Source organism: Cereibacter sp. Soil_C_27 (assembly GCF_057657095.1).
Window position 1 is genome coordinate 439,823 of sequence record NZ_JBDGJD010000003.1, and the last position, 23,031, is coordinate 462,853.

General features: G+C 68.1%; 20 protein-coding genes. 10 read left to right on the top strand and 10 right to left on the bottom strand.

What is annotated here, in order from left to right; genetic code table 11:
• Positions 1-20: 20 nt before the first annotated feature.
• The 3 genes from AC3A5Z_RS14055 to AC3A5Z_RS14065 form a co-directional block, all read right to left on the bottom strand.
• Positions 21-1,304, bottom strand: a complete 1,284-nt coding sequence (locus AC3A5Z_RS14055; protein WP_487519972.1) for a TRAP transporter large permease — start codon at positions 1,302-1,304, stop codon at positions 21-23.
• Between the two features lie 9 nt (positions 1,305-1,313).
• Positions 1,314-1,835 (bottom strand): TRAP transporter small permease, encoded by a 522-nt coding sequence (locus tag AC3A5Z_RS14060; RefSeq protein WP_487519973.1) that lies wholly within the window; start codon positions 1,833-1,835, stop codon positions 1,314-1,316.
• A 79-nt stretch (positions 1,836-1,914) separates the two neighbouring features.
• Complete coding sequence (locus AC3A5Z_RS14065) at positions 1,915-2,889, bottom strand: TRAP transporter substrate-binding protein (protein WP_487519974.1); 975 nt, start codon at positions 2,887-2,889, stop codon at positions 1,915-1,917.
• Positions 2,890-3,128: 239 nt separating this feature from the next.
• Between AC3A5Z_RS14065 and AC3A5Z_RS14070 the strand changes: the two genes are divergently transcribed.
• Positions 3,129-4,031, top strand: a complete 903-nt coding sequence (locus tag AC3A5Z_RS14070; RefSeq protein WP_487519975.1) for a helix-turn-helix domain-containing protein — start codon at positions 3,129-3,131, stop codon at positions 4,029-4,031.
• A 36-nt stretch (positions 4,032-4,067) separates the two neighbouring features.
• Here the strand turns inward: AC3A5Z_RS14070 and AC3A5Z_RS14075 are convergent, their stop codons facing one another.
• Entirely contained in the window at positions 4,068-6,221 is a 2,154-nt protein-coding gene (locus tag AC3A5Z_RS14075; protein WP_487519976.1) for a TonB-dependent siderophore receptor, read from the bottom strand.
• 327 nt (positions 6,222-6,548) lie between these two features.
• Between AC3A5Z_RS14075 and AC3A5Z_RS14080 the strand changes: the two genes are divergently transcribed.
• Genes AC3A5Z_RS14080 through AC3A5Z_RS14095 form a run of 4 tightly spaced genes read left to right on the top strand, consistent with a single transcriptional unit; the run spans position 6,549 to position 10,409 of the window.
• On the top strand, positions 6,549-7,541 hold the full coding sequence (locus tag AC3A5Z_RS14080; protein ID WP_487519977.1) for an ABC transporter substrate-binding protein: 993 nt from the start codon (positions 6,549-6,551) through the stop codon (positions 7,539-7,541).
• On the top strand, positions 7,538-8,566 hold the full coding sequence (locus tag AC3A5Z_RS14085; RefSeq protein ID WP_487519978.1) for a FecCD family ABC transporter permease: 1,029 nt from the start codon (positions 7,538-7,540) through the stop codon (positions 8,564-8,566). Before AC3A5Z_RS14080 ends, AC3A5Z_RS14085 begins: the two co-directional genes overlap by 4 nt.
• Positions 8,563-9,606, top strand: a complete 1,044-nt coding sequence (locus tag AC3A5Z_RS14090; protein ID WP_487519979.1) for a FecCD family ABC transporter permease — start codon at positions 8,563-8,565, stop codon at positions 9,604-9,606. Before AC3A5Z_RS14085 ends, AC3A5Z_RS14090 begins: the two co-directional genes overlap by 4 nt.
• On the top strand, positions 9,603-10,409 hold the full coding sequence (locus AC3A5Z_RS14095) for an ABC transporter ATP-binding protein (protein WP_487519980.1): 807 nt from the start codon (positions 9,603-9,605) through the stop codon (positions 10,407-10,409). The genes AC3A5Z_RS14090 and AC3A5Z_RS14095 overlap by 4 nt, the downstream gene beginning before the upstream one ends.
• 15 nt (positions 10,410-10,424) lie before the next feature.
• Here AC3A5Z_RS14095 and AC3A5Z_RS14100 read toward each other — a convergent pair whose 3' ends face one another.
• From AC3A5Z_RS14100 to AC3A5Z_RS14120, 5 genes are read right to left on the bottom strand one after another with little or no spacing between them, the layout of a single operon-like run.
• Positions 10,425-12,065 (bottom strand): ABC transporter ATP-binding protein, encoded by a 1,641-nt coding sequence (locus AC3A5Z_RS14100; protein WP_487519981.1) that lies wholly within the window; start codon positions 12,063-12,065, stop codon positions 10,425-10,427.
• Complete coding sequence (locus AC3A5Z_RS14105) at positions 12,062-13,450, bottom strand: M20 family metallopeptidase (protein ID WP_487519982.1); 1,389 nt, start codon at positions 13,448-13,450, stop codon at positions 12,062-12,064. Before AC3A5Z_RS14105 ends, AC3A5Z_RS14100 begins: the two co-directional genes overlap by 4 nt.
• An 11-nt stretch (positions 13,451-13,461) precedes the next feature.
• Complete coding sequence (locus AC3A5Z_RS14110) at positions 13,462-14,352, bottom strand: ABC transporter permease (protein ID WP_487519983.1); 891 nt, start codon at positions 14,350-14,352, stop codon at positions 13,462-13,464.
• On the bottom strand, positions 14,349-15,266 hold the full coding sequence (locus AC3A5Z_RS14115) for an ABC transporter permease (protein WP_487519984.1): 918 nt from the start codon (positions 15,264-15,266) through the stop codon (positions 14,349-14,351). Before AC3A5Z_RS14115 ends, AC3A5Z_RS14110 begins: the two co-directional genes overlap by 4 nt.
• A 53-nt stretch (positions 15,267-15,319) precedes the next feature.
• Positions 15,320-16,822, bottom strand: a complete 1,503-nt coding sequence (locus AC3A5Z_RS14120; protein ID WP_487519985.1) for an ABC transporter substrate-binding protein — start codon at positions 16,820-16,822, stop codon at positions 15,320-15,322.
• A gap of 162 nt (positions 16,823-16,984) precedes the next feature.
• Between AC3A5Z_RS14120 and AC3A5Z_RS14125 the strand changes: the two genes are divergently transcribed.
• The 3 genes from AC3A5Z_RS14125 to AC3A5Z_RS14135 all read left to right on the top strand — a co-directional run bounded on the left by AC3A5Z_RS14125 (position 16,985) and on the right by AC3A5Z_RS14135 (position 19,880).
• Positions 16,985-17,668: a GntR family transcriptional regulator gene (locus tag AC3A5Z_RS14125; RefSeq protein WP_487519986.1), complete on the top strand. Its 684-nt coding sequence runs from the start codon at positions 16,985-16,987 to the stop codon at positions 17,666-17,668.
• A gap of 1 nt (position 17,669) precedes the next feature.
• Positions 17,670-18,824 (top strand): M20 family metallopeptidase, encoded by a 1,155-nt coding sequence (locus AC3A5Z_RS14130; RefSeq protein ID WP_487519987.1) that lies wholly within the window; start codon positions 17,670-17,672, stop codon positions 18,822-18,824.
• Between the two features lie 81 nt (positions 18,825-18,905).
• On the top strand, positions 18,906-19,880 hold the full coding sequence (locus AC3A5Z_RS14135) for a bile acid:sodium symporter family protein (RefSeq protein WP_487519988.1): 975 nt from the start codon (positions 18,906-18,908) through the stop codon (positions 19,878-19,880).
• 15 nt (positions 19,881-19,895) lie between these two features.
• On the opposite strand, the gene AC3A5Z_RS14140 is transcribed toward AC3A5Z_RS14135, so the two are convergent.
• Positions 19,896-20,936, bottom strand: coding sequence for an aromatic acid exporter family protein (locus AC3A5Z_RS14140; protein ID WP_487519989.1), 1,041 nt, complete (start codon positions 20,934-20,936; stop codon positions 19,896-19,898).
• Positions 20,937-21,094: 158 nt separating this feature from the next.
• On the opposite strand from AC3A5Z_RS14140, the gene AC3A5Z_RS14145 reads away from it, so the two are divergent.
• Positions 21,095-21,724, top strand: coding sequence for a flavodoxin family protein (locus tag AC3A5Z_RS14145; RefSeq protein ID WP_487519990.1), 630 nt, complete (start codon positions 21,095-21,097; stop codon positions 21,722-21,724).
• A 100-nt stretch (positions 21,725-21,824) separates the two neighbouring features.
• The gene (locus AC3A5Z_RS14150) at positions 21,825-22,952 is read left to right on the top strand and encodes a hypothetical protein (RefSeq protein WP_487519991.1); all 1,128 of its coding nucleotides are present in this window, start codon (positions 21,825-21,827) and stop codon (positions 22,950-22,952) included.
• Positions 22,953-23,031 lie beyond the last annotated feature (79 nt).

Genomic DNA, 23,031 nt, shown 5'->3' on the forward strand with positions numbered 1-23,031 from the left:
CGGCCCCGCAGCGGACCGCCTCAGAACCCCGAGATCCGCGGCAGGAAGGTGGTGATGGCGGGCAGGAAGCTGAGCATGAGCAGGATCAGCACGTTCGCCACCATGAAGATCGGCATCTCCTTGAGGATCTGCGCCACGGGCACCTTGCCCACCGAGGATACCACGAACAGCAGGCTCCCCACGGGCGGTGTCACCAGACCCATCGTCAGGTTGACGATGACGAGGATGGCGAAATGGGTGGAGTCGATCCCCATCGAGGCCGCGATGGGGGCGAGGATCGGGACGATGATCATCACCCCCGGCAGCGGGTCCATGAAGCAACCGAAGATCAGAAGCGCCACATTGACCACCAGCAGGAAGGCGATGGGCGAGAGGTTCATGTCGACGATATATTGCGCGGCATCCTGCGGGATGCGCTCGATCACCAGCACCCAGGCGAAGGCGCGGGCGGCGGCGAGGATCATCAGGATCGCGCCGGAGGTCACGGCGGAGGCCAGCAGGATCTCGGGGATCGCGCGGAGCCGGAGGCTGCGATAGATGAACATGCCGCAGAACAGCGCGTAGAACACCGCCATGACCGAGGCTTCGGTCGGGGTGAAGATCCCGCCGCGGATGCCGCCGATCACCACGACGATCAGCAGGAGCGCCGGGATGGCATGGACCGTGTTGCGCAGGATCTGCGGCAGCGGCGGCACCGGGGTTTCCGAGCGGTAGCCGTGCCGGAAGCTCTGGATCATGTTCACCCCGGCATAGATCAGCGCGATCAGGATGCCGGGCAGGATGCCCGCCATGAAGAGACCGCCGACCGAGACGCGCTCGTCCTGCATGGCGTAGATGATCATGGTGATCGAGGGCGGGATGATCGGCCCGACCACCGCCGCCGAGGCGGTGAGCGCCGCGGCATAGGAGCGGGGATAACCCTCCTTCTCCATCATCTTCATCATCATGCCGCCCGGCCCCGCCGCATCGGCCAGGGCCGAGCCGGAGATCCCGGCGAAGAGCGTCGAGGACAGCACGTTGGCATAGCCGAGCCCGCCGCGCGCCCGGCCGAAGAACTGCGCGGCGAAGCGCAAAAGCACCGCCGTCATCGCGCCGCCGGTCATCAGCTCGGCCGCCAGCACGAAGAAGGGCACCGCCATCAGCGGGAAGCTGTCGAGCCCGGTGAACATCTCCTTCACCACGACGATGACCGGATACTTGCCTTCTATCAGCACCGCGCCGAAGGCCGAGATGGCCAGCGCGAAGACGACCGGGAAGCCTGCGATCAGCAGGACCGCGAAGAGGAGGACGAGCGCGAGGGTCATGGGGTTTCCTCAGCCGCCGACCGCCGAGCCATGCTCGTGCGTTTCGGCATCGAACCGGCCTTGCGTCACGAAATGGCGCGAGACCAGCAGGATATGGATCATCAGGAGGCCGAAGCCGATCGGCATGGCGCGGTAGATATGGCTGAAGGAGATCCGCGTCGCCGGCGTCACCTGCCGCCCCATGCGCGAGACGTATTCGAGGCCGGACCAGATCATCCAGCCGCAGAACACGAGAAGCACCAGCAGCATCGCGCCGCGCAGGAGGCGCGCAGCGCTCTGGGGCAGCCGCAGGTGGATCTGGCTCACCGCCACCAGCAGCCCGCCGCGCAGCGCCAGCCCGGCCGAGAGGAAGGTCATGTAGATCATCAGGTAGCGTGCGACTTCCTCGGCCCAGACGATCGAGTTGTTGGTGAAGAAACGCAGCATGACATTGGCGAAGACGAGACAGGCCATCGCCGCCAGAGCCAGCATGACGGCCCAGCGGTTCAGGGCGAGAAAAGCCTTCTCTGCCGTGCTGAGAAACGGGCTCATGGGATCGTCCTTCCTGCCGCCTGCGGACGCGGTCGATGGGCAGGCGACCCGGGGGCCGCCTGCGAGGCCGGATCGCGGCTTACTTGACGTCGGTGATCTGCTGGATCAGGTCGGCGCCGAAAGTCTCGGCATAGTTGGCATAGGCCGGGGCCAGAGCCTCCTTGATGACTTCCTTCTGCTCGACGCTCAGCGTGTTGACCGTCATCCCGGCGTCTTCCATCGCCTGCGCGCCGGTGGCCTCGGCATTGTCGACGAAGGCGCGCATTGCCAGACCGCCCTCGACGGCGCCCTTGCGGAAGGCTTCCTTCTCCTCGTCGGTCAGACCTTCCCAGAAGATCTGCGACACGAAGAGCACGTTCGGCGCATAGACATGGCCGGTGAGCGTCAGGTTCTTCTGCACCTCGTTCAGCTTGGACGAGACGATGACCGAGAGCGGGTTTTCCTGCCCGTCGATCGTGCCCTGTTCCAGTGCCGAGACCACCTCGGGCCAGGCCATCGGGGTCGGCGCCGCGCCCAGCGTCTGGAAGGCGAGGATGTGCACCGGGTTTTCCATCGTGCGCAGCTTCAGCCCGGCCAGATCGGCGGGCGCATTGATCGGCGCGCGGTTGTTGGTGATGTGGCGGAAGCCCTGCTCGCCCCAGGCCAGCGCGATCAGGCCCTGATCCTCGAACTTCGCCAGCATGTCCTGGCCGATCGGGCCGTCGAGCACGGCGCGGGCATGGTCGAAGTCGCGGAACAGGAAGGGGATGTCGAAGACGCCGACTTCGGGAACGAAGTTCGACAGCACGCCGGAGGAGACGATGGTGGCCTCGACCGTGCCGAGCTGCAGCCCCTCGATCACCTCACGCTCGCCGCCGAGCGCCGAGGAGGGGAATTCCACGAAGTTGAACTTGTCGCCGAGAAGGCCCTCGGTGACCTCGATCCACGTCTTCGAGCCGGCCCCGTAATGCGAGTTTTCCGCCAGCGCGTAGCCGATCTTCACCTCGACCGGATCGGCCGCCGCCGCCCCGGCCACCAGAGCCCCCACCGTCGCCAGAGCAACAAACTTTTTCATTCCCACAGGCTTTCCTCCGCGAATTGCATCGGCTGCCTACCTACTTTCCATTTCTTGCGTTGACAATGCACGCTGCGACCTTTTGCCCTGTCGCGCAGGCGCGGGCTTTCCAGCCATTGCGCGGCAGGTCGGCCCCCACGGCCCGATTGCATCCCGCGCCCGATCGTGCGAGGCAGGGGATCAGCCAGCCATCCGCCAGCCGATCGACCTGTCTGCCACCTGCCGGGGGCCCGGAGCGGATGAGCTTCCAGCATTCCTTCATCGGAGAGACCGAGGGCATCGAGCGCACCGCTCCGGTGCGATGGCGCGCGCTCGACGGGATGACCACCGTCTTCTGGCAGGCGCAGGGCGCCCGCGGGGCGCGGGGCTACTACCTGTCGGACCAGCCGCGCATCCTGTTCTTCTTCGAGGATGTCTCCTCGATCCGGCTCTCGAACGATGCGGGCCTCGCCCTGCGCGGCGGGCGGCCCCTGCCCCGGGTGCTCTTCGTTCCGGCGGGGCTGCCGATGTGGACGCGCTTCACCGCGGGGCACACCTTCTCGCATCTCGACATCCATCTGCACGGCGAGCGGCTCCTGAAGATGCTCACCCCCGCGCTGAGTCGCCCCGCCGCCCTCGACCTGCTGGAGCGCCCGGTGGAAGGTCCGGCCGCGCCGGGGCTCGAGACGCTGGCGCGGCTTCTGGCCGAGGAGACGCGCAGCCAGAGCCGCCATGCGCTGCATGCCGAGGCGCTGGTCGCCGCTCTGGTGACGGGGATCCTCGATCTGGAAGGCGGGGCCAGCGGACGGGTGGAGGCGCGGCTGAGCGCGGCGCAGATGCGGCGGCTGGAAAGCTGCTTCCGCGCGGCGGGCGGACGCAGCCTGACCGTGGCCGAGATGGCCGATGCCATCGGCCTGTCGGAAAGCTGGTTCTCGCATCTTTTCAAGAACGCCACCGGCACCACGCCGCTGCAATGGCAGCTGCGCCAGAGGGTCGATCTGGCGCAGGGGCTGCTTTGCGGCAGCGGGCTCAGCGTGGCCGAGATCGCCGACCGTCTGGGCTTCACCGATCAGGCGCATCTGACCCGCGTCTTCCGTCAGGTGACCGGGGCGACCCCGGCGGCCTGGCGCCGGGCGCGACCGGGTGGCGAGAACCCCACCTGAGGACGCCCCGCCCGCCGGGCGGACGGGGCAGAAGGCTCACCAGGTGCGGCGCAGCGTGGCGGTGATGCTGCGGCCGGGGTTGTAGTAATCGGCCGTGCCGCTGCCCACGACATGCTGCTCGTCGAAGAGGTTGCTCACATTCACCGCAAGCCCGGTGTTCGCGGCGACCTCATAGGTGAAGGCCGCGTCGAACAGCGTGGTCGCGTCGCTCTCGCCGGTGGTGTTCTGCAAATCGTAGTAATAGGAGCCGACATAGCGCGCCCCGAGGCCGAAGGTCATCTCGCCCCGGCTCTCGCTGCCCGGCACGATCCGGTTCACCCAGAGCGAGGCCATGTGCCTGGGCACAGTGGCGAATTCGTTGCCCTCCACCTCGACGCCGCGCACCGGGCCCGACTTCACCACCTCGGTATCGAGATAGGAATAGGAGGCGATCACGTCCCAGTTCTCGGCGATCTCGGCCTTGCCCTCCAACTCGAAACCGCGCACCCGGGTTTCGCCCACCAGCTGCCGCTCGATCGCGCCATTGTCCAGCACGACGGGCATGGTGATGTCGTTCTTGGTCAGGTCGAACACCGCCGCCGACAACAGTGCGCGGGTGCCGGCGGGCTGATACTTCATGCCCAGCTCGTATTGCTCGCCACGCTCCGGCTCCACCCCGAGGCTCGGCGGCGCGACGGATTCGGCATAGCTGAGATAGGTCGAGATCTCGTCGGTCACCTTGTAGGTCAGGGCCGCACGGATCGAGGTTTCCGAGAAGGTATCGCTGTCGTCGAAGGCCGCGCCCCAGCTCTGCCCCTTGCTCGCCAGATCGAGCCAGTCGTGCCGGAGGCCAACCGTGGCGATCAGCCGGTCGGCGAAGGACAGGTTCTGCTGCAGGAAGACGGATTTGGTGGTGTAGTCGGTCTCGCTTTCGTCATAGACGGCAAGGCTCGCGGGCGCGCCGCTGTATTGCGGATCGGCGAGATCGATCGGCGCGGCATCGCCGTAGACCGACCGCGAGGTCAAGGTGGCATCGCGGAACTCGAAGCCGACGAGCGTGCTGCTGTCGGTCGACCCGAAGCTCGTGTCGTATTGCAGGATGGCATTGCCGATCAGCTCCTCGGCAGTGCTGTCGGTGCCGAAATAGTCGCGGTCAACCACCGTCCCGGTGCGGCCCGCGAAATCCGACAGGTAGATGTAGCCGAAATCGTCGGTCAGGTCGCTGTAGCGCAGGTTGGCGCTGACGCTGAGCCCGCTGCCGAAATCGTGACGCAGCATCGCGGTCAGCGTGTCGCGCTCGACATCGTGGTCGTTGAACGAGGGCTCGCCGAAGAAGTCGCTCCGGTCGTATTCGCGGTCGAGCGGGTAGCCGCCGCTGTTCGGGGTGGAGTCGCGATCCAGATGGTCGAAGGTTACGGTCAGCGTGGTGTTCTCGGTCGGAGCCCAGCTGAGCCCGCCCATCAGGAAGGCGTTGTCGTCGCGCGAATGGTCATAGTCCAGCGCGCCATCCTGCCCCGTGCCGGTCAGGCGGTAGGCCAGAGTGCCCTCTGGGTTCAGCGTGTCGCCGAAGTCGAAGCCGAGCTCGGCATGATCGTTGGTGCCGATCTGGGTAAAGAGCTCGCCGAAACGGCGGAACTGCGGCACCTTGGTCACGAAGTTCACCGAACCCCCCGGATCGGAGACACCGAAGAGCGTGGAGTTGGCGCCTTTCAGCGCCTCCACCCGCTCGAAGGCATAGGGCTCTTCCCGCACGCCGCGCATCGAGCCGAGGGTCAGCCCGTCGCGGTAGGTCGAGGCCTGGAAGCCACGGACGAGGAAATAGTCGTTGCGGTCGTCGCTGCCGTAATAGTCGGTGACGATCCCGGCAGAATATTGCAGCACCTCTTCCGTCGTCGTGGCGTTGCGCTGTGCGATCTCGCGCTGCGTCACGACCGAGACCGAGGCCGGGGTGTCGAGGATGCTGGTCGCGACCTTGCCGCCGACCCAGAGCTCGCGCACCACGACCGAATTGGCATCGTCATCGCTCGCAGCGCCCGCATCGACGATGATCGGCGAAAGCCGGAAGGCCCCGTCCTCGCCCTCGGCGCCGCTCGCCTCCTGCGCAAGGGCGCCGGTCGGCAGGGTGACGAGCGCGCTGCAGCCGAGGAGAAGGGCCGCGAGGCAGCGGGTACGGGGGAAAAGGCGCGAGGTATCCTCGGATCTGGGGTCCATGAGTGCTTCCATCAAAGTGTCTGTTGCTCGCTGGCCTGATGCCGCGCATCTGCTCGCTCTGCCGTCGTCGATCGGACTGTGCCCCTGCCGCCGCGGCACGCGTGAAACGGCGAGGGCTCCCGCCACGAGGCCGGATTTCCTGCGAGAGCCCTAACCGAGCCAGAAGAGGCTGTATTGTAGATTCCGACTGTTATTGTCGGATTCTCCGGGAAATCTGTCCAAGCAGTGGATCGCGCATGAAAAACCGACGGGCCATGGGTTGACGGCTTCGGGATGAGCATGGAATTCCGGGCCCAGCGACCCGCCTTTCCCCATGGAAGTCTCCGCATGTCCCGCGTCCTCGCCGCCCCCCTCCTCGCCCTTGCAGCAGCCCTCTGCCTCGCTCTCGGCGCCCCTGCCGCCACGGCGCAGGCGTTTCCGCTGACCGTCGACCATGCTTTCGGCCAGACCGTGATCCCCGAGCGCCCGGTCCGGGTGGCGACGGTGGCCTGGGCCAATCACGAGGTTCCCCTTGCCTTCGGCGTGGTGCCGGTGGGCTTTGCGCGGGCCAATTTCGGCGACGACGATGGCGACGGCCTGCTGCCTTGGGTGTCCGAGCGGCTGCAACAGCTGGGCGCCGAGCCGCCGATGCTCTTCGACGAGGGCGACGGCATCGATTTCGAGGCGGTGGCAGCCAGTGCGCCCGATGTCATCCTCGCCGCCTATTCCGGCCTCAGCCAGTCCGACTACGACACGCTGAGCGAGATCGCCCCGGTAGTCGCCTATCGCGATGCGCCTTGGGCGACCGATTGGCGCGAGATGATCCGGCTGAACGGCGCCGCCCTTGGGCTCGCCGCCGAGGGCGAGGCGCTCATCGCCCGGATCGAGGCCGAGATTGCCGAGGCCGCCGCGCGCCGCCCCGAGCTGCAGGGCAAGACCGCGATGTTCGTCACCCATCTCGACATCCGCGACCTGAGCGTGATCCGCTTCTACTCCGCCAATGACAGCCGGGTGAAGTTCTTCGATGATCTGGGGCTGGCGACACCGGAGCGGGTCCGCGAAGCGACGGTGGGCGGCAGTTATTCCGGCGAGATCAGCGCCGAACGGATCGACGCCTTCGACGACGTGGACATCCTCGTGAGCTACGGCGGCGAGGCGCTGCGCGAGCGGGTCGGGCAGAACCCGCTGACCTCGCGGATGCGGGCCGTCGGCAACGGGGCGATGGTGCTCCTGGGCAACGACCCGATGGGCACCGCAGCCACCCCGACGCCGCTCTCGATCTCCTGGGTGCTCGAAGACTACCTCGACCTTCTGGCCGAGGCCGCGCGAAAGTCGGAATGACACGCAGCCTGCTCTCTCCGCCCATCCGGCGTCCGGCGCCGCTGCGGCTGCTCTGGCTCCTGCTGGGCGTCGCGCTGCTGCTCGCGGGCTGCGCGCTGTCGGTGACGGTGGGCACGCGCGACGTGGGTTGGCCCGACATCGCGGGAGCCCTGGCCGGGCGCAGCGGGACGATGGGCGAGGCGGTGGTGGCGGTGCGGGTGCCGCGCACCCTGCTCGCCGCGCTGGCCGGCGCGGCGCTCGGCCTCTCGGGGGCGGTGATGCAGGGCGTGACCCGCAGCCCCCTGGCCGATCCGGGCATCCTGGGGGTCAACGCCGGGGCGGCGATGGCGGTGGTCATCGGCATCGCCTGGTTCGGGATGGAGGCGCTGCCCGCCTATCTCTGGACGGCGATCCTCGGCGCGGGGCTGGCGGCGGGGCTGGTCTATGCCGTGGGCTCGCTCGGGCGTGGCGGGGCGACGCCGCTGAAGCTGGCATTGGCCGGGGCCGCGACCTCAATCGCCGTCACCTCGCTGACGCTGGCGATCATCCTGCCGCGCAACGACATCACCGGCAGCGTCCGCTCCTGGCAGATCGGCGGCGTCGGTGGCGCCACGGGAGAATCGATCCTCGCGATGCTGCCCTTCCTCGTCGCGGGATTCGTGCTGAGCCTGCTCTCGGCGCGCAGCCTCAACATGCTTGCGCTGGGAGACGAGACGGCAGCGGCGCTCGGGGTGGCCGTCGGGCCAAGCAGGTTCCTCGCCGCCGCCGGGGCCGTGCTGCTCTGCGGCGCCACCACGGCGATCTGCGGGCCGATCGGCTTCGTCGGGCTGGTGGTGCCGCATCTCTGCCGTCTGGTGCTCGGCGTCGATCACCGCTGGCTCCTGCCTGCCTCGGCACTGACCGGGGCGGCGCTGCTCATCTTCTCCGATGTACTGGGGCGGATCGTCGCCCGCCCGGCAGAGCTGGACGTGGGCATTGTCACCGCCTTCGTCGGCGCCCCCGCCTTCATCTGGATCGTCCGCCGCAGAAGGCTGCGCGAGCTGTGAACGCACCCTCTCCGGACCTTTTGCACCGCATCGCCGCGCATCGGCGCGCCCGCAGCCGTCAGGGTCTGCGGCTGGGTCTCCTGTTGCTGGCGCTGGTCCTCGCGGGCCTTGCCCTGACGCTGATCCTTGGCAAGACGCTGGTGCCGCCGCTCGATGTGCTGCGCGTGCTCGCCGGGCAGGAGGTGCAGGGCGCCTCCTTCACCGTGAGCAGGCTGCGGCTGCCGCGCGCGCTGCTGTCGATCCTCGCCGGGCTCGGCTTCGGCCTCGGCGGGGCGGCCTGTCAGACGCTCCTGCGCAGCCCGCTGGCCAGCCCCGACATCATCGGCATCACCGCGGGCAGCAGCGCCGCCGCCGTCTTCGCCATCGTGGTCCTGGGCTGGAGCGGCGCTGCGGTCTCGCTTCTGGCCGTGATCGCGGGGCTTGGGACGGCGCTGGTGATCTACCTTCTCGCATGGCGCAACGGGGTCGCCGGGGCGCGTCTGATCCTCGTCGGCATCGGCATCTCGGCCATGCTGCAGAGCGTTACCTCCTACATCCTGCTGAAGGCGCCGGACTGGAGCCTGCAGGAGGCGATGCGCTGGATGACCGGCAGCGTCAACGGCGCGCGGCTTTCCGACCTGCTTCCGCTCTCAGCGGCGCTGATCGTCTTCGGCGGGCTGCTTCTGGGCCAGAGCCGCACGCTCGAGGCGATGCGCCTGGGCGACGACAAGGCGGCGGCGCTTGGCATCCGGCTGGCGCGCGCCCGGCTGGTGGTGCTGCTGTCGGTGGTGGGGCTCATCGCCTTTGCCACGGCGGCGGCGGGGCCCATCGCCTTCGTCGCCTTCCTCTCGGGCCCGATCGCGGCGCGGATCTCGGCGCCCGGGCGGCCGATCCTGTTGCCCGCGGCACTGATCGGGGCGGCGCTGGTGCTTTTTGCCGATTACGCCGGGCAGATGCTGCTGCCCGGGCGCTATCCGGTGGGCGTGATCACAGGGGCCATCGGCGCGCCCTATCTCATCTATCTCATCATCCGGGTGAACCGGACAGGAGGCGGGATATGAGCGGCGAAGGGCTGGTGGTCCACGGGCTGGAAGCGGGCTATGGACCGCGACCCGTGCTGCAGGGGCTCGACCTCGCTGTGGCGCCGGGGCAGATCACGGCCATCGTCGGCGCCAATGCCTGCGGCAAGTCCACGCTGCTGCGCAGCATGTCGCGACTTCTGGCGCCGCGTGCCGGGCAGGTGCTGCTGGACGGCAAGGCGGTGCATCGCCTGCCCCCGCGCGAGCTGGCCCGGCAGTTGGGTCTTTTGCCGCAATCGCCCCTCGCGCCCGACGGCATCACCGTGCTGGATCTGGTCAGCCGGGGGCGGCACCCGCATCACGGGCTGCTGTCGCGCTGGACCGCGGCCGACGACACCGCCGTCGCCTCGGCGCTGGAGGCCACCGGCACCGCCGATCTGGCCGAACGCGCCGTGGACGAGCTGTCGGGCGGTCAGCGCCAGCGGGTCTGGATCGCGATGGCGCTGGCGCAGCAGACCGACCTTCTGCTGCTCGACGAGCCGACGACCTTCCTCGACATCGCGCATCAGGTCGAGGTGCTCGACCTTCTGACCGATCTCAACCGTCAGCGCGGGGCGACCATCGTCATGGTGCTGCATGACCTCAACCTTGCAGCGCGCTATGCCGACCGGCTGGTGGCGCTTGTCGCGGGCCGCGTCCATGCCGCGGGCCCGCCGGAAGAGGTGCTGACCGAAGCCATGGTCGAGGCGGTCTTCGGCCTTCCCTGCCGCACGCTCACAGATCCGGTCTCGGGACGCCCGATGATGCTGCCCATCGGGCGCCACGGCAGGGCGGGCGGACACTGACGACGCGACCGGCCGTCAGCGCGCCCCAAGCAGAGACTGCCCCTCCAGATCCGGCACCTCCCAGCCACGCCCGGGCATGGCGCCGAGCAGCTGGCGGGTATAGGCGTCCTGCGGATTGCCGAAGACCTCGTCCACCGTGCCGCGTTCGACGATGCGGCCCTTGCTCATCACGATCAGGTTGTCGCAGATCTGCGAGGCGACGCGCAGGTCGTGGGTGATGAACAGGATCGTCAGCCCCATCTCGCGCTTGATGTCGGCCAGCAGCTGCAGCACCTCCTTCTGCACCGACACGTCCAAGGCCGACACCGCCTCGTCGGCGATCAGGATCTTCGGCTCGACCATCAGCGCCCGGGCGATGCAGATCCGCTGGCGCTGCCCGCCGGAGAACTGCGCCGGATAGCGATAGAGCGCCTCCTCCTCCAGCCGCACGATCTTCATCAGCCGCTTGGCCCGCTCCAGCGCCACCTCGCGCGAGACGCCGAAGTTCATCGGCGCGCCGATCAGCTGCTCGCCCACCGAGCGGCGCGGGTTGAGCGAGCCGTAGGGGTCCTGGAAGACGATCTGGATGTCCTTGCGCGCCGAGCGCAGGCTGCTGCGCGACCCTTGGGCGAAGTTGCGGTTGCCGACCCAGATCGCCCCGTCGTCCGGATCGATCAGCCGGATCAGGCAGCGCACCAGCGTGGTCTTGCCGCTGCCGCTCTCGCCGACGATGCCCAGCGTCTCACCCTTCCGCACGGTGAAATCGGTCGGATGCAGCGCATGCACGGTGCGCGGCTTCTTCATCAGCGAGCCCGCGACGTGATAGGTCTTCTCCAGACCCTGCACCCGGAGCGCGATGTTCTCGTCCAAAGGCGCGGCAGCGCCCTCGCGGCGGCGGGGGACGGCGGCGATCAGCTGGCGGGTATAGGGATGCTGCGGATTGTTCAGCACCTCCGCCGCCGTGCCCTGCTCGACCACGATGCCCTTCTGCATCACCACGACGCGGTCGGCGATCTCGGCCACCACGTCGAAGTCATGGGTGACGAAGAGGATGCCCGCGTTATGCGTGGTCTTCAGCGTCTTGAACATCGCGAGGATCTGCGCCTGCGTCGTCACGTCCAGCGCCGTCGTCGGCTCGTCAGCGATCAGCAGCGTCGGGTCCATCGCAAGGGCGATGGCGATAACGATGCGCTGGCGCTGGCCGCCCGACAGCTGGTGCGGATAGCTGGAATAGACCCGCGGCGGGTCCGGCAGGCGGACCTCTTCCAGCAGCGCCATGGTCCGCGCCTTGCGCTCGGCCTTCGACAGGCTGGTGTGGGCGGCGAAGATCTCCTCGATCTGGTCGCCCACGGTGAAGCATGGGTTGAGCGCGGTCATCGGCTCCTGGAAGACCATGGCGATGCGCTTGCCGCGCAGCCGGCCATGCTCGCGCTTCGACATCTTCAAGAGGTCCTTGCCCTCGAACAGCATCTCGCCGCCCGAGGGTTTCAGCGCCTTGGGCAGAAGGCCCATCGCCGTGAAGGCGGTGACCGACTTGCCCGAGCCGCTCTCGCCCACCACGCAGACGATCTCGTTCTGGTGGATGTCGAAGGACAGGCCACTGACCGCGTGGGGCCGGTCGCCGCTGGGCGGCAGATCGACCGTCAGGTTGCGGACCGAGAGAACGGGCTGGGTCATGGCTGCAGCTTGCCTTCGCCGATGTCCCAGAACAGCCCCGCCATCATCTGCGCCGCCTCTTTCGCCACATCGACCATGATGTGCTCGTCCGGCGCGTGCTGCGAGCAGGAGGGGTGGGAATGCGGGATCCAGATCGTCGGCAGGGCGAGGGTCTCGGCGAAGACCTCGTTCGGCAGCGAGCCGCCGAAGTTGGGCTGCAGCGCCGGTTTCTTGCCAGTGGTCTCCTGCACCGAGGCGACGACGAGCCGGGTCCAGGCATTGTCGGGATCGGTGCGGGTGGCGCGGAAGAAGCCGCGGTCCATCGGCTCGATGCGGATGTCCTCGAAACCGTGGGCATCGAGATGCTCGCGCAGCGCGGGGAGGATGCGCTCGCGGTCGACGCCGACGACATAGCGCAGCTGGCAGGTGGCCTTGGCCGTGCCCGGGATGGCGTTCACCGGCGCCTCCGGACGGCCGCATTTGTAGGCCAGCACCTCGAAGTTGCACCAGCCATAGACCTGCTCGGGGCCGACCAGCCCCGGCTCGCCCCAGGTCGGGTCGGTCTCGGGATCGTCCGGGCCAAATTCCATCTCGATGTCCTTCAGCGCGGCATGGACATTGGCCGGGATCGTGCCCGGGGTCCATTCGCGGATCGCAATGCGGCCCTTGGCGTCGGTGATCGTCGCCAGCGCATGCGCCAGCCGGATGCCCGCGTTCGGCAAGAGCCCGCCCCAGTTGCCCGAGTGATGCGCGCCCTCGCGCAGATCGCAGATCAGGTGGAAGCCATGCCCGCCCCGCGCCCCGAGGAAGACCGTCGGCACATGGGTCGAAACCCGCGGCCCGTCCGAGGCGATCAGCACGTCCGACCGCAGAAGATCCTTGTGGATCTCGGCCATCTCGGCCAGCCCCGGCGAGCCAGATTCCTCGCCCATCTCGATCAGCACCTTGACGTTGAAGCCGAGGCTGCCGCGGGTTTCCAGCACCAGTTGCAGCGCGGCAAGGTTCAGCGCGTGCTGGCCCTTGTTGTCGACGATGCCGCGGCCATAGATCCGGTCGCCCGCCAGCGTCGCCTCCCAGGGGCTGCGGTTCTCCTTCCAGTCGCCCGCCATGCCCCAGAGCACGTCGCCATGGCCATAGGTCAGAACCGTCGGGAACGCCGGGTCCTCGATCCGCTCGGCGAAGAGCGCCGGGATGCGGTCAAGCTTGGGGTTGGGCAGGATCTGGCAAGTGAAGCCCATGCCTTCCAGCAGCGGGCGCATCTCTTCATTCAGGTAGCGCAGGTGGTCCGGGCCGCTGTCCTCGCGCGGGCTTTCCGACGGGATGGCCAGACGCGCCTGCATGTCGGCCAGAAAGCGGCCCCCTGTCACATATTCGCCAGCGGCGGCCACGACGGTGGAACGGGTCATGTCGGTCTCTCTCAGTTTCTGTTTTCGGGAGCGAGGGCGTCGCGCAGCCCGTCACCCATCATGTTGATCGCCAGCACCAGCACGCAGATCGCGGCGCCGGGGATCAGGATCAGCCAGCTGTCGAACAGCAGGTATTGCCGCCCCTCGGCCACCATCAGCCCCCAGGAGGGCGTCGGCGGCTGCACGCCAAGCCCGAGGAAGGACAGCGAGGCCTCGAGCAGGATGGCATGGGCCATCTCGAAGGTGGCGATCACCGCGAGCCGGTCGAAGATGTTCGGCAGCAGTTCCTTCACCAGCAGCTTCGGGGTGGAATAGCCCATCGATTGCGCGGCCTGGATGTATTCCTGATTGCGGATCTGCATCACGGCGGAGCGCATGACCACGGCGAAGCGGTCCCAGAGCAGCAGCCCCAGCACCAAGACCACGACCATCAGCGAGCCGCCGAAGATCGCGACCACGGCGAGAGCCACCATGATCACCGGCAGCGTCAGCCGGGTCATGATCAGGAAGTTGATGACCAGATCGATCCGCCCGCCGAAATACCCGGCCAGCACCCCCATGAGAGTGCCGATGATGCCCGAAGTGATGACGGTGAAGACCCCGATCAGCAGCGAGATCCGCGCGCCGTAGATGATGCGGCTCAGATAGTCGCGGCCCAGACCGTCGGTGCCCAAGGGATGCGCCCAGTCGCCGCCGTCGAGCCAGATCGGCGAGACGGTGCGGTTCAGCATGTCCTGCGCCAGGGGATCATAGGGCGCGATCAGCGGCGCGAAGACCGCCATCAGGAAGATCAGCCCCAGCACGATGGCGCCGCAGAGGAACACCGGGTTGCCGAGGGCGCGGGCGGTGAAGCCCTTGCGGGTTGCGGGGGCTTTGGGAAGCACGAGTTCCGGGCTGGTCATTGGATGCGGATCCTCGGGTCGAGCCAGGCATTGATGAAATCGGCCAGCAGGACCATGATGACGTAGAAGATGGCGACGATCAGCAGCACCGCCTGCACCACCGGCAGGTCCATGCGCGAGATCGACTCCCAGGCGAGGAAGCCCAGCCCGTTGATGCCGAACACCGTCTCGATCACCACCGAGCCGCCGAGCATGTTGCCGAACTGCACCGCCGACAGCGACACGACCGGAATGACCGCGTTGCGCAGCGCGTGCTTGAACACGACCTTCCAGCTGCTGATCCCCTTGGCCCGGGCCGTGCGGATATAGTCCGACGACAGCGCCTCGATCATGCCCTGACGGATCAGCCGCATCATCGGCGGGGTGGAGTAATATCCCAAGGCGATGGCGGGCAGCACGAAATGGCCCAGCGTCTCGGACCCCGACGGCGGGGCGATGCCCAGCGTCAGCGAGAAGATCACGATCAGGATCAGCGCGAACCAGAAGGTCGGCATCGCCTGTCCCATCACCGCCACCAGCATCGCGAAGCGGTCGAGCAGGCTGTTGGGCTTCAGCGCGGCGGCGACGCCCAAGGGCACCGACAGCGCCAGCATGACGCCGAGCGACATGACCGCCAGCGTCAGCGTGTTGGGCAGCCGGTAGGCGATCAGCTCGGCCACGGGCTGGCGGAAGAACAGCGAATTGCCGAAATCTCCCTGCAGGGCATTGCCCAGCCATTCGCCGTAGCGCACCGGCAAGGGCCGGTTCAGCCCCAGATCCTCGCGGATCTCCTCGATCTGCGCGGCGGTGGCCTCTTCACCAGCCACGGCGATGGCGACATCGCCCGAGGCGTTCAGAAGGGTGAAGGCAAGGAGCGAAACGGCCACGCAGACAAGCAGCGCCAGGCCGATCCGCTGCATCAGATATCGCAGCATATGTCACCAGTATTCGGTTGGCCTGCGCGGAAGACTCCGCGCAGGCGCTTGTCTCACTCGTTCCAGCTGGCTTCGAAGAAGCGCGGCGTCTCGTCGGGAACGGGGGTGAAGTTGAGCGCGCTGTTGTAGACGTAGTTCAGCGCATAGGTGAAGATCGGCACCTGCAGCGCCTGATCCGAGATGCGGACCAGCGCCTTGGAATAGGCTGCCTTGCGCGCCTCGGGGTCGATCGTGGTGTTGCCCTCTTCCAGCAGCGCCGTCACCTCGGCGTCGCGGGCATAGTCCACCGCCGAGCCGTCGTACCAGTAGCCCGGACCGGCGCTGACATCGAGGATCGACGACGAGCCCCAGGCCTGGAACCAGATCGGGGTGCGGCCCTCGTTGCGGGCCTGGGCGATGGCCGAGGCCTGCAGCATGGTCAGGTTGGCGGTGATGCCCACCGCCGCCAGATCGCCGATGATCGCCTCGACCACGGGACGGTCGCGGTAGCCGAAGAAGTCGATCGAGAACCCGTCGGGATACCCGGCCTCGGCCAGCATCTCTTTCGCCTTCGCGGGATCATACGCGTAGGTCGTCATCCCCTCGGCCGAGCAGCCGAACTGCGGCGGGGCGCAGGCGGTGTCGATGGTCTGCGACCCCGGGCCGATCATCGCCTCGCGGATGCCGTCGCGGTTGATCGCGTGGTTGATCGCGCGGCGCACCTCGAGCTCCTTCAGCGGCGTGTCGCCGGTGCGCCCGGCGGCGTCGAGACCGATGAAGCCCACGCGCAACGTGTCGCCGGATTCGACCTTCAGCTGCGACTGGCCCTCGAACTGCTGCACCGCATCCGGCGGCACGCGCCAGATCCAGTCCAGATTGCCGGTCATCAGCTCGATCGCCTGGGTATTGAACTCGGCGATGCGGCGGAATTCCAGCTTCTCGATCGAAGGCTTGCCCTTCACCCCGCCGAAGTAGTCGCCGAAAGCCTCCATCGAGACCCGCTCGCCCGGCACGATCTCCGTCACGCGGTAGGGGCCGGTGCCGACGGGCTGGCGCGACATGCCGTCGGGCCCGACCTCGGCATAATAGTCCGACGGGTAGATCGGCACGACATTGGCGAGATATTCCAGCACCGCGGGGAAGACGCCCTTGGTCTTCAGCCGCACGGTGTAGTCGTCGATCTTCTCGGCGCTCTCGAGGAAGAAGATCGGCTGCACGGTGGTGTTGGTGGTCACGAACTCGACGGTGCCCACCACGTCATCGGCGGTGAAGTCGCTGCCGTCGTGGAATTTGACGCCCTGGCGCAGCTTGAACTCCAGCGTGGTGTCATCGATCCACTCAAAGGATTCGGCCAGATGCGGCTCGATCTGGTTCGTGTCGTTGTTGCGGTAGATCAGCGTGTCCCAGATGTGATGCCCCAACACGATGCCTTCCCGGATCGTGTGGGTGTAGAAATCGATGCTCGACGGCATGCTGTCCGACGCCCAGGCCAGCGAGTTGTCTGCAGGACCCGCGACTGCGGGCGCTGCCCCGAGGCCGAGGATGATGGCAGTCGTATAAGCAAGAGCTGTTTTCATGTGCGTTCCTTCTGCAGACAGTGCGTGGCGTCTCGTCGCGCTTCGGAAAGGCTATTCATAAGGATTAATTTTGTATACATAATTTTGAGAGCGGTTCGGATGCCGGATGACGATTTGTCCGAAGCTTAAAACTTGAGCGGTAAATGCCCATGGGTGGACGGATTGCCCGATATCGAGCCAATTGAACGACGAAGCCTTCACGATGACCTGGTTGGCAGCCTGCGTCGGCTGATCGCGCGGGGCGTGCTGCCGCCGGGCTCCAAGCTGGTCGAGAAGGATCTCTGCGCCAGCTTCAACGTCTCTCGCACGCCGCTGCGCGAAGCGATCCGGGCGCTGGCCGCCGAAGGGCTGGTGGTCGTCACCCCGCATCGCGGCGCCTCGGTCGCCACTGTCTCGGAAGACCAGATCCTCGAGAGCTTCGTGGTGATGGGCGCGCTGGAAGGGCTAGCCGGCGAGCTTGCCGCCCCGCGGATCAGCGAGCCGCAGCTGGCCGCGATCCGCGCCGACCATGCGGCGATGCTCGACTGCCGCGCCGCGGGCGACCTCGACGGCTATTACGCCCACAACCGCCGCATCCATGACGCCATCTTCGAGGCCGCTGGCAACGCCATCCTCAACAGCACCCGCAAGCTGATCTTCACCCGCATCGTCAACCTGCGCTTCATCGCCCGGATCGGCGAGGACGAATGGGCCACCGCCATCGCCGAACACGAGGAGATGCTGGAAGCGCTGGCCGAACGCGACGGCGCCAGGCTCGGCGCGGTGCTGCGCCGGCATCTCGACTCCAAGCGCCGGCAGGTGGCGCATTGGCTCGCCCGACAACCCCTTCCCGACCAGGATCCCTGACATGACCGAGACCTACCCCATCCGTCCCGAGGACATCGACCGTCCGGCCTTCCTCGAGGAGCTGCGGGCCTGGGTCTCGCTGGAAAGCCCGACCGCCGATCCCGCCGCCGTCAACGCCATGGCCGACCGCGCCGCAGCCCATGCCACGGCGCTCGGCCTCAGCGTCACGCGGCAGCCGACCGATGACGCGACCGGTGATCTGCTGACCGCCCGCCACGGCCCCGAGGACCGCGCCGACGAGATCCTCATCCTGACCCATCTCGATACCGTCCACGCAAAAGGCGCGCTGGCCGGCCCGCTGCCCTGGCGCGAGGAGGGCGACAAGCTCTTCGGCCCCGGCGTCTATGACATGAAGAGCGGCGCGCTGATGGCGCTGGAGGCGCTTGCCCTCGCCGGCGACCGCACCGCCGCCACCGTGCTCTTCATCCCCGACGAGGAGACCGGCACCTATGCCGGCCGCCCCGCCGTCGAGGCCGCCGCCCGCAAGGCCCGCGCCGTTCTGGTGATGGAGCCCGCGCGCGACGGCGGCAAGATCGTCACCGGGCGGCGCGGCTCGGCGATCTACCGGATCGAGGTGCATGGCCGCGCCGCCCATTCCGGCACCCGCCCGCAGGACGGGCGCAGCGCCATCCGCGCCGCCGCCCGGCTGATCCTGACGCTGGAGGCGATGAACGACCCCGCGCGCGGCATCGGCGTCAATGTCGGCGTGATACAGGGCGGCACCACCCGCAACACCATCCCCGCGCTCTGCGTGCTCGACATCGACGTGCGCCTGCCCGACCGTCAGGCGCAGGAGGAGGTGACGGCGGCGATCGAGGCTCTGGCCCCCGTCGATCCCGACATCCGCTTCGAGATCACCGGCGGCGTCTCGCGCCCCGCCTTCAGCGCCGAGCCGGGCACGCTGGCGCTGCTGGAAACCGCCCGCCCGATTGCCGAGGCGATGGGCTATCCGCTGGTGCCGATGACCTCGGGCGGCGGCTCTGACGGCAATTTCACCGCCGCGCTCGGCCTGCCGACGCTGGACGGGCTCGGCCCCGATGGCGCCGACGCCCATACCTTCAACGAGCATCTGCTGGTCCCCTCCATCGCCCCGCGTCTGGCGATGCTGGCGAACCTGCTCATCACCCTGCATGAAAGCCCCGCCGGCGGCAGCTAAGCGCGGCCCGCAAGCCTCCGGCGGTGGGCGCCGCGACAGTGCAAGACGGGCCGCGCGCCCGCGGAAATCCACGGAATAGACATGACCTATCTGAAACGCGTCGGCATCGACGGCTACATGTTCCTCTTGCTGGCGATGATGGCGCTCGGCGCGGCGCTGCCGGCGCGGGGGGTAGGGGCCGACATCCTGCACCAGATCACCTTCTGGGCGGTGGCGCTGTTGTTCTTCCTCTACGGCGCCAAGCTCGACTCGGCGGCGGTCCTGAAGGGCATGATGAACTGGAAGCTGCAGCTTCTGACCTTCGCCGCCACCTTCGCGCTGTTCCCGCTTCTGGGTCTCGGCATCACCAGCGTGGTGGGCGGGCTCCTCGGTCCGACGCTGGCGCTCGGCGTGCTGTTCCTTGCGGTGCTGCCCTCGACGGTGCAATCCTCAATCGCCTTCACCGCGATGGCGGGCGGCAACGTGCCGGCCGCGATCTGCGCGGCCTCGCTCTCCAACCTGATCGGCGTCGCGCTGACCCCGGCGCTGGTGGCGCTGATGCTGCATCAGGACGGCGGCGCGGTGGGGCTCGACGCGATCCTCAAGGTCGGCACCCAGATCCTTCTGCCCTTCCTCCTCGGTCAGGCGCTGCGCCGCTGGATCGGCGGCTTCATCAAGCGGCAGATGACGCTCTCGCGCATGGTCGACCGCGGCTCGATCCTGCTCATCGTCTATTCCGCCTTCAGCGCCGGCACGGTGGCCGGCATCTGGTCCTCGATCCCGCCCGAGACGCTGCTCATCCTGTTTTGCGTCATCGCCGTCTTCCTCGCCTTGGCTATGGGGCTGATGGAGGGGGCGGGCCGGGTGCTCGGCCTGCCGGCCGAGGACCGCGCGGTGCTGTTCTTCTGCGGCTCGACCAAGAGCCTCGCCAGCGGCCTGCCCATCGCCAGCGCGATCTTTGCCCCGAGCATCGTCAGCGCGATCATCCTGCCGGTGATGATGTTCCACATGACCCAGCTCTTCGTCTGCGCCGTGGTCGCCCGCCGCCGCGCCGATGCGCTGACCGTCCCGGCATGACCCCGGATCGGGGCTTCACGACTGCCGCAGCGGCTCGATGGCCTTGATCAGCGCCAGCAGCGTGCGCTCGATCTCGTTCAGCGCGAAGACCAGAGCCTGAAGTGCGCGGTCTTCGACCACCGCCACCTCTCCGGCATCGAGCACCGAAGTCCGCGCCCGGGTGAGGGCCTCGCGGAAAGCGGTCTGGTCGATCGGATCCCGCCTGCCGCGCCGGGTGACGAGGAGGAGCGCGTCGATAAGCCCGTCGGCCTCGCCGCGCAGATCCTCCAGCGCGGGCCAGATCCTGTCCGTCGTGCCCGAGGGCAGATCGTGCCGCTCGTTGGTGATGACGCGGTCGAGGATGACGAGTCCGGACCAGAAGGCCTCTACAGCCTCGGCGGTGTCGATCAGCCAGGCGCCGGTGCGGAGCTGCGGCGCGAACCGCGTCTCCGAAATCCGTGACCGCAGGTCCGAGACGTTGCTGCGGAACCGCCGGTGCACCCGGTCGCGGTTGCGCCGGTCGTCGGTGGTCACGCTGCGCTCGATCAGGCGCAGGAACTCGCGGCAGTCCTCCAGCGTCCGCCGCAGCGACAAGGCCGCCCGGTCGCGCCCGAACACCGGCAGAACGACAAAGCTCGCCGCAGCCCCGACCACCGCCCCGAAGACGGCAGCGGCGCCGAGCCCCAGCACGCTGCCATTCTCCGGCGTCGGGTCCAGCGCCACGATCGCGGCCAGAACCGCCGTATAGCCGAGCGCCGGCCAGATCGCCCCGACGACATTGCCGACCACCGCCGCCACGAGCAGCGACAGAAGCACCGGCCCGCCGAGCAGCAGCGTCGAGAGGCCGAGCGCCGTGCCCAGCACCGCCCCCGCGATGCGCCCGAGCCCGGCCCGCAGACTCGCATCCGCGCTGGTGCCGATGGTCAACAGCGCCGAGAGGATCGCCCAGGACTGCAGGTCGGGCGCGATGGACCGCATCACCAGATGCACGCAAAGCACTGCCGCCCCGGTCTGCACCGCGACCCGGGGGGCGTGGTGGCGATTGGCCTTGATCGCCTCGAGCATCGGGTTCGGCATGGTCGTCCTCCGCGGCAGGCCGACACCATCCTGTGCCATGAAGCTCAACCGCCAAAGGGCCTCGGGGTTTCCGGCGCCGCCCGATTGGCCCGGCGGACACGGGAACATTGCCCCCGCTCCCGGCTTGGGACGCATCAGAACAAGCACGAGGTTTCCCGATGCCGACCGAACGTCCCCTGACCGCCATCGCCCTGAACTGCTCGCTCCGGGCCAGCGGCGACGAGGAGCCGAGCTCCACCCAGCGCATGATCGAGGCGGTCTTCACCGAGCTTGGCACCCACGGCGTCACCGGCAAGACGGTGCGCGTCGTGGAGCAGAACGTGAAGCCCGGGGTGCTGTCGGACATGGGCGAGGGCGACGACTGGCCCGCGATCCGCGCCGCCATCGTCGAGGCCGACATCTTCATCCTGGGCCTGCCGATCTGGATGGGCCAGCTTTCCAGCGTGGCCAAGCGCGTGCTCGAACGGCTGGATGCCTTCCTTTCCGAGACCGACGACCAGAGCCGGATGCCCGCCTTCGGCAAGGTGGCGCTGGTGGCCGTGGTCGGCAACGAGGATGGCGCCCATTCCTGCCATGCATCGGCGTTTCAGGCGCTGAACGACGTGGGCTTCACCATCCCGGCCAATGCCGGGCTCTACTGGGTCGGCGAGGCGATGGGCAAGACCAACTTTGTCGATCTGCCCGAGGTGCCCGAGAACGTGGCCTCCACGATCTCGATGGCGGTCTCGAACGCGGTTCATGCCGCACGGCTGCTCAAGGCCGAGCCTTTCCCCGGTCTGCCTGCCTGACCTGCAGATCTCCGGGGAACCCGAAGCAAGGCCTGACGTTGCGACAGGGAAGGCCCCGATGTTCCGGGGCCCGTTGGCTGCTTTTCAAAAGGGGATGGCTATGAGCGAAGGCGGAGCGTTCAGGGGGCCCGTGCCCATCGTGCTGGCGGTGGTGGCGGTGATCGGTTGGGGCTTCGCGCTCTACCTGCTCAGCGCTCGGTCGAGCCTTGAGACGGAGCTTGACCAGCAAAATCAGGCCGTCGGCACGCTGGAAAGCCTGCGCTCCGAGGTGGAGACGCTGACAGCCGAGACCCAGCGCCTCACTGCCGACCGCGACACCGCGCAGGCGGGTGTGGCCGAGCAGCAGCAGCAGCTTACTGCGATGCAGGAGCAGGTGACGGCTGCCGAGGCGGAACTGGCGCAGGGTCAGGCAGATCTGGCCGCGGCGCAGCAGCAGGTGACGCCGCTGCGCGCCGAGATCGAGGGTTTCGACACTGCGCGCACCGAGGCCGAGCAGCGGCTGAGCGAGCGGACGCAGGAGCTGGCCGATGTCGGCGAGCGCCTGACGACCGCCCGCGAGAGCGAGGCCGAGTTGCAGCAGCAGCTCTCGGTGCTGACCGAGGAAACCGCGCGGCTGACCTCCGAGGCCTCCGAAGCCGAGGCGCGGGTGCAGGAAGCACGCGACGCAGAAGCCTCGCTGCAGACCGCCCTGACCTCGGCGAGTGCCGAATTCGACCGGCTGACCTCAGAACGGGACGGGCTGTCGCAGGAGCTGCAGGAGATGACCGAGCGCCGCGACCGTCTGGCCGCCGACAATACCGCGGCGGCAGAACAGCGCCAGTCGGTGCAGGCGGTGGTGACCCAGCTTTCCGAAGATCTGGCCGCGCGCGGCCAGCAGCTGGCCGAGGTCGAGAAGCGCATGGGCGAGTTGCAGGCGCAGGAAGCTCCGGCCACCCCCGCCCCGGCGGCGGAGCTGGCGCCGGGCACCTACTCCGCCGGGCCGCTGGCGGTGACGCTGGCCGACGACGGTCGCTTCACGCTGCGCAACGAGGCGCGCGGCGAGGAGGTTAACGGAACCTATGCCGTCGAGGCCGGCCGGCTGACCTTCTCCGAGGCCGAAGGCGACATCGGCACGACGCCTTTCCCGATGACCTGCGCGGTGGTCTCCTCCGACGCGGGGATGACGCTGGAACAGGCCGAGGAAGAGCCCTGCGCCCTCGCCGGTCTGACGCTGGAAGCGCAGCAGTAAACCAAGGAGCAATAAGCCAGGAGGCCCGCGCGGGATTTCCGCGCGGGCCTCTTGTCGCCTGTCCATCCTGCGGGTGAAG

Excerpts from the sequence above, each read along its gene's own strand:
- AC3A5Z_RS14105 (WP_487519982.1), bottom strand. The coding sequence starts at position 13,450 with ATGACCCGTTCCACCGTCGTGGCCGCCGCTGGCGAATATGTGACAGGG.
- AC3A5Z_RS14095 (WP_487519980.1), top strand. The coding sequence starts at position 9,603 with ATGAGCGGCGAAGGGCTGGTGGTCCACGGGCTGGAAGCGGGCTATGGA.
- AC3A5Z_RS14055 (WP_487519972.1), bottom strand. The coding sequence starts at position 1,304 with ATGACCCTCGCGCTCGTCCTCCTCTTCGCGGTCCTGCTGATCGCAGGC.
- AC3A5Z_RS14065 (WP_487519974.1), bottom strand. The coding sequence starts at position 2,889 with ATGAAAAAGTTTGTTGCTCTGGCGACGGTGGGGGCTCTGGTGGCCGGG.
- AC3A5Z_RS14115 (WP_487519984.1), bottom strand. The coding sequence starts at position 15,266 with ATGCTGCGATATCTGATGCAGCGGATCGGCCTGGCGCTGCTTGTCTGC.
- AC3A5Z_RS14110 (WP_487519983.1), bottom strand. The coding sequence starts at position 14,352 with ATGACCAGCCCGGAACTCGTGCTTCCCAAAGCCCCCGCAACCCGCAAG.
- AC3A5Z_RS14130 (WP_487519987.1), top strand. The coding sequence starts at position 17,670 with ATGACCGAGACCTACCCCATCCGTCCCGAGGACATCGACCGTCCGGCC.
- AC3A5Z_RS14140 (WP_487519989.1), bottom strand. The coding sequence starts at position 20,936 with ATGCCGAACCCGATGCTCGAGGCGATCAAGGCCAATCGCCACCACGCC.
- AC3A5Z_RS14145 (WP_487519990.1), top strand. The coding sequence starts at position 21,095 with ATGCCGACCGAACGTCCCCTGACCGCCATCGCCCTGAACTGCTCGCTC.
- AC3A5Z_RS14080 (WP_487519977.1), top strand. The coding sequence starts at position 6,549 with ATGTCCCGCGTCCTCGCCGCCCCCCTCCTCGCCCTTGCAGCAGCCCTC.
- AC3A5Z_RS14135 (WP_487519988.1), top strand. The coding sequence starts at position 18,906 with ATGACCTATCTGAAACGCGTCGGCATCGACGGCTACATGTTCCTCTTG.
- AC3A5Z_RS14100 (WP_487519981.1), bottom strand. The coding sequence starts at position 12,065 with ATGACCCAGCCCGTTCTCTCGGTCCGCAACCTGACGGTCGATCTGCCG.
- AC3A5Z_RS14120 (WP_487519985.1), bottom strand. The coding sequence starts at position 16,822 with ATGAAAACAGCTCTTGCTTATACGACTGCCATCATCCTCGGCCTCGGG.
- AC3A5Z_RS14060 (WP_487519973.1), bottom strand. The coding sequence starts at position 1,835 with ATGAGCCCGTTTCTCAGCACGGCAGAGAAGGCTTTTCTCGCCCTGAAC.
- AC3A5Z_RS14150 (WP_487519991.1), top strand. The coding sequence starts at position 21,825 with ATGAGCGAAGGCGGAGCGTTCAGGGGGCCCGTGCCCATCGTGCTGGCG.
- AC3A5Z_RS14075 (WP_487519976.1), bottom strand. The coding sequence starts at position 6,221 with ATGGACCCCAGATCCGAGGATACCTCGCGCCTTTTCCCCCGTACCCGC.
- AC3A5Z_RS14085 (WP_487519978.1), top strand. The coding sequence starts at position 7,538 with ATGACACGCAGCCTGCTCTCTCCGCCCATCCGGCGTCCGGCGCCGCTG.
- AC3A5Z_RS14070 (WP_487519975.1), top strand. The coding sequence starts at position 3,129 with ATGAGCTTCCAGCATTCCTTCATCGGAGAGACCGAGGGCATCGAGCGC.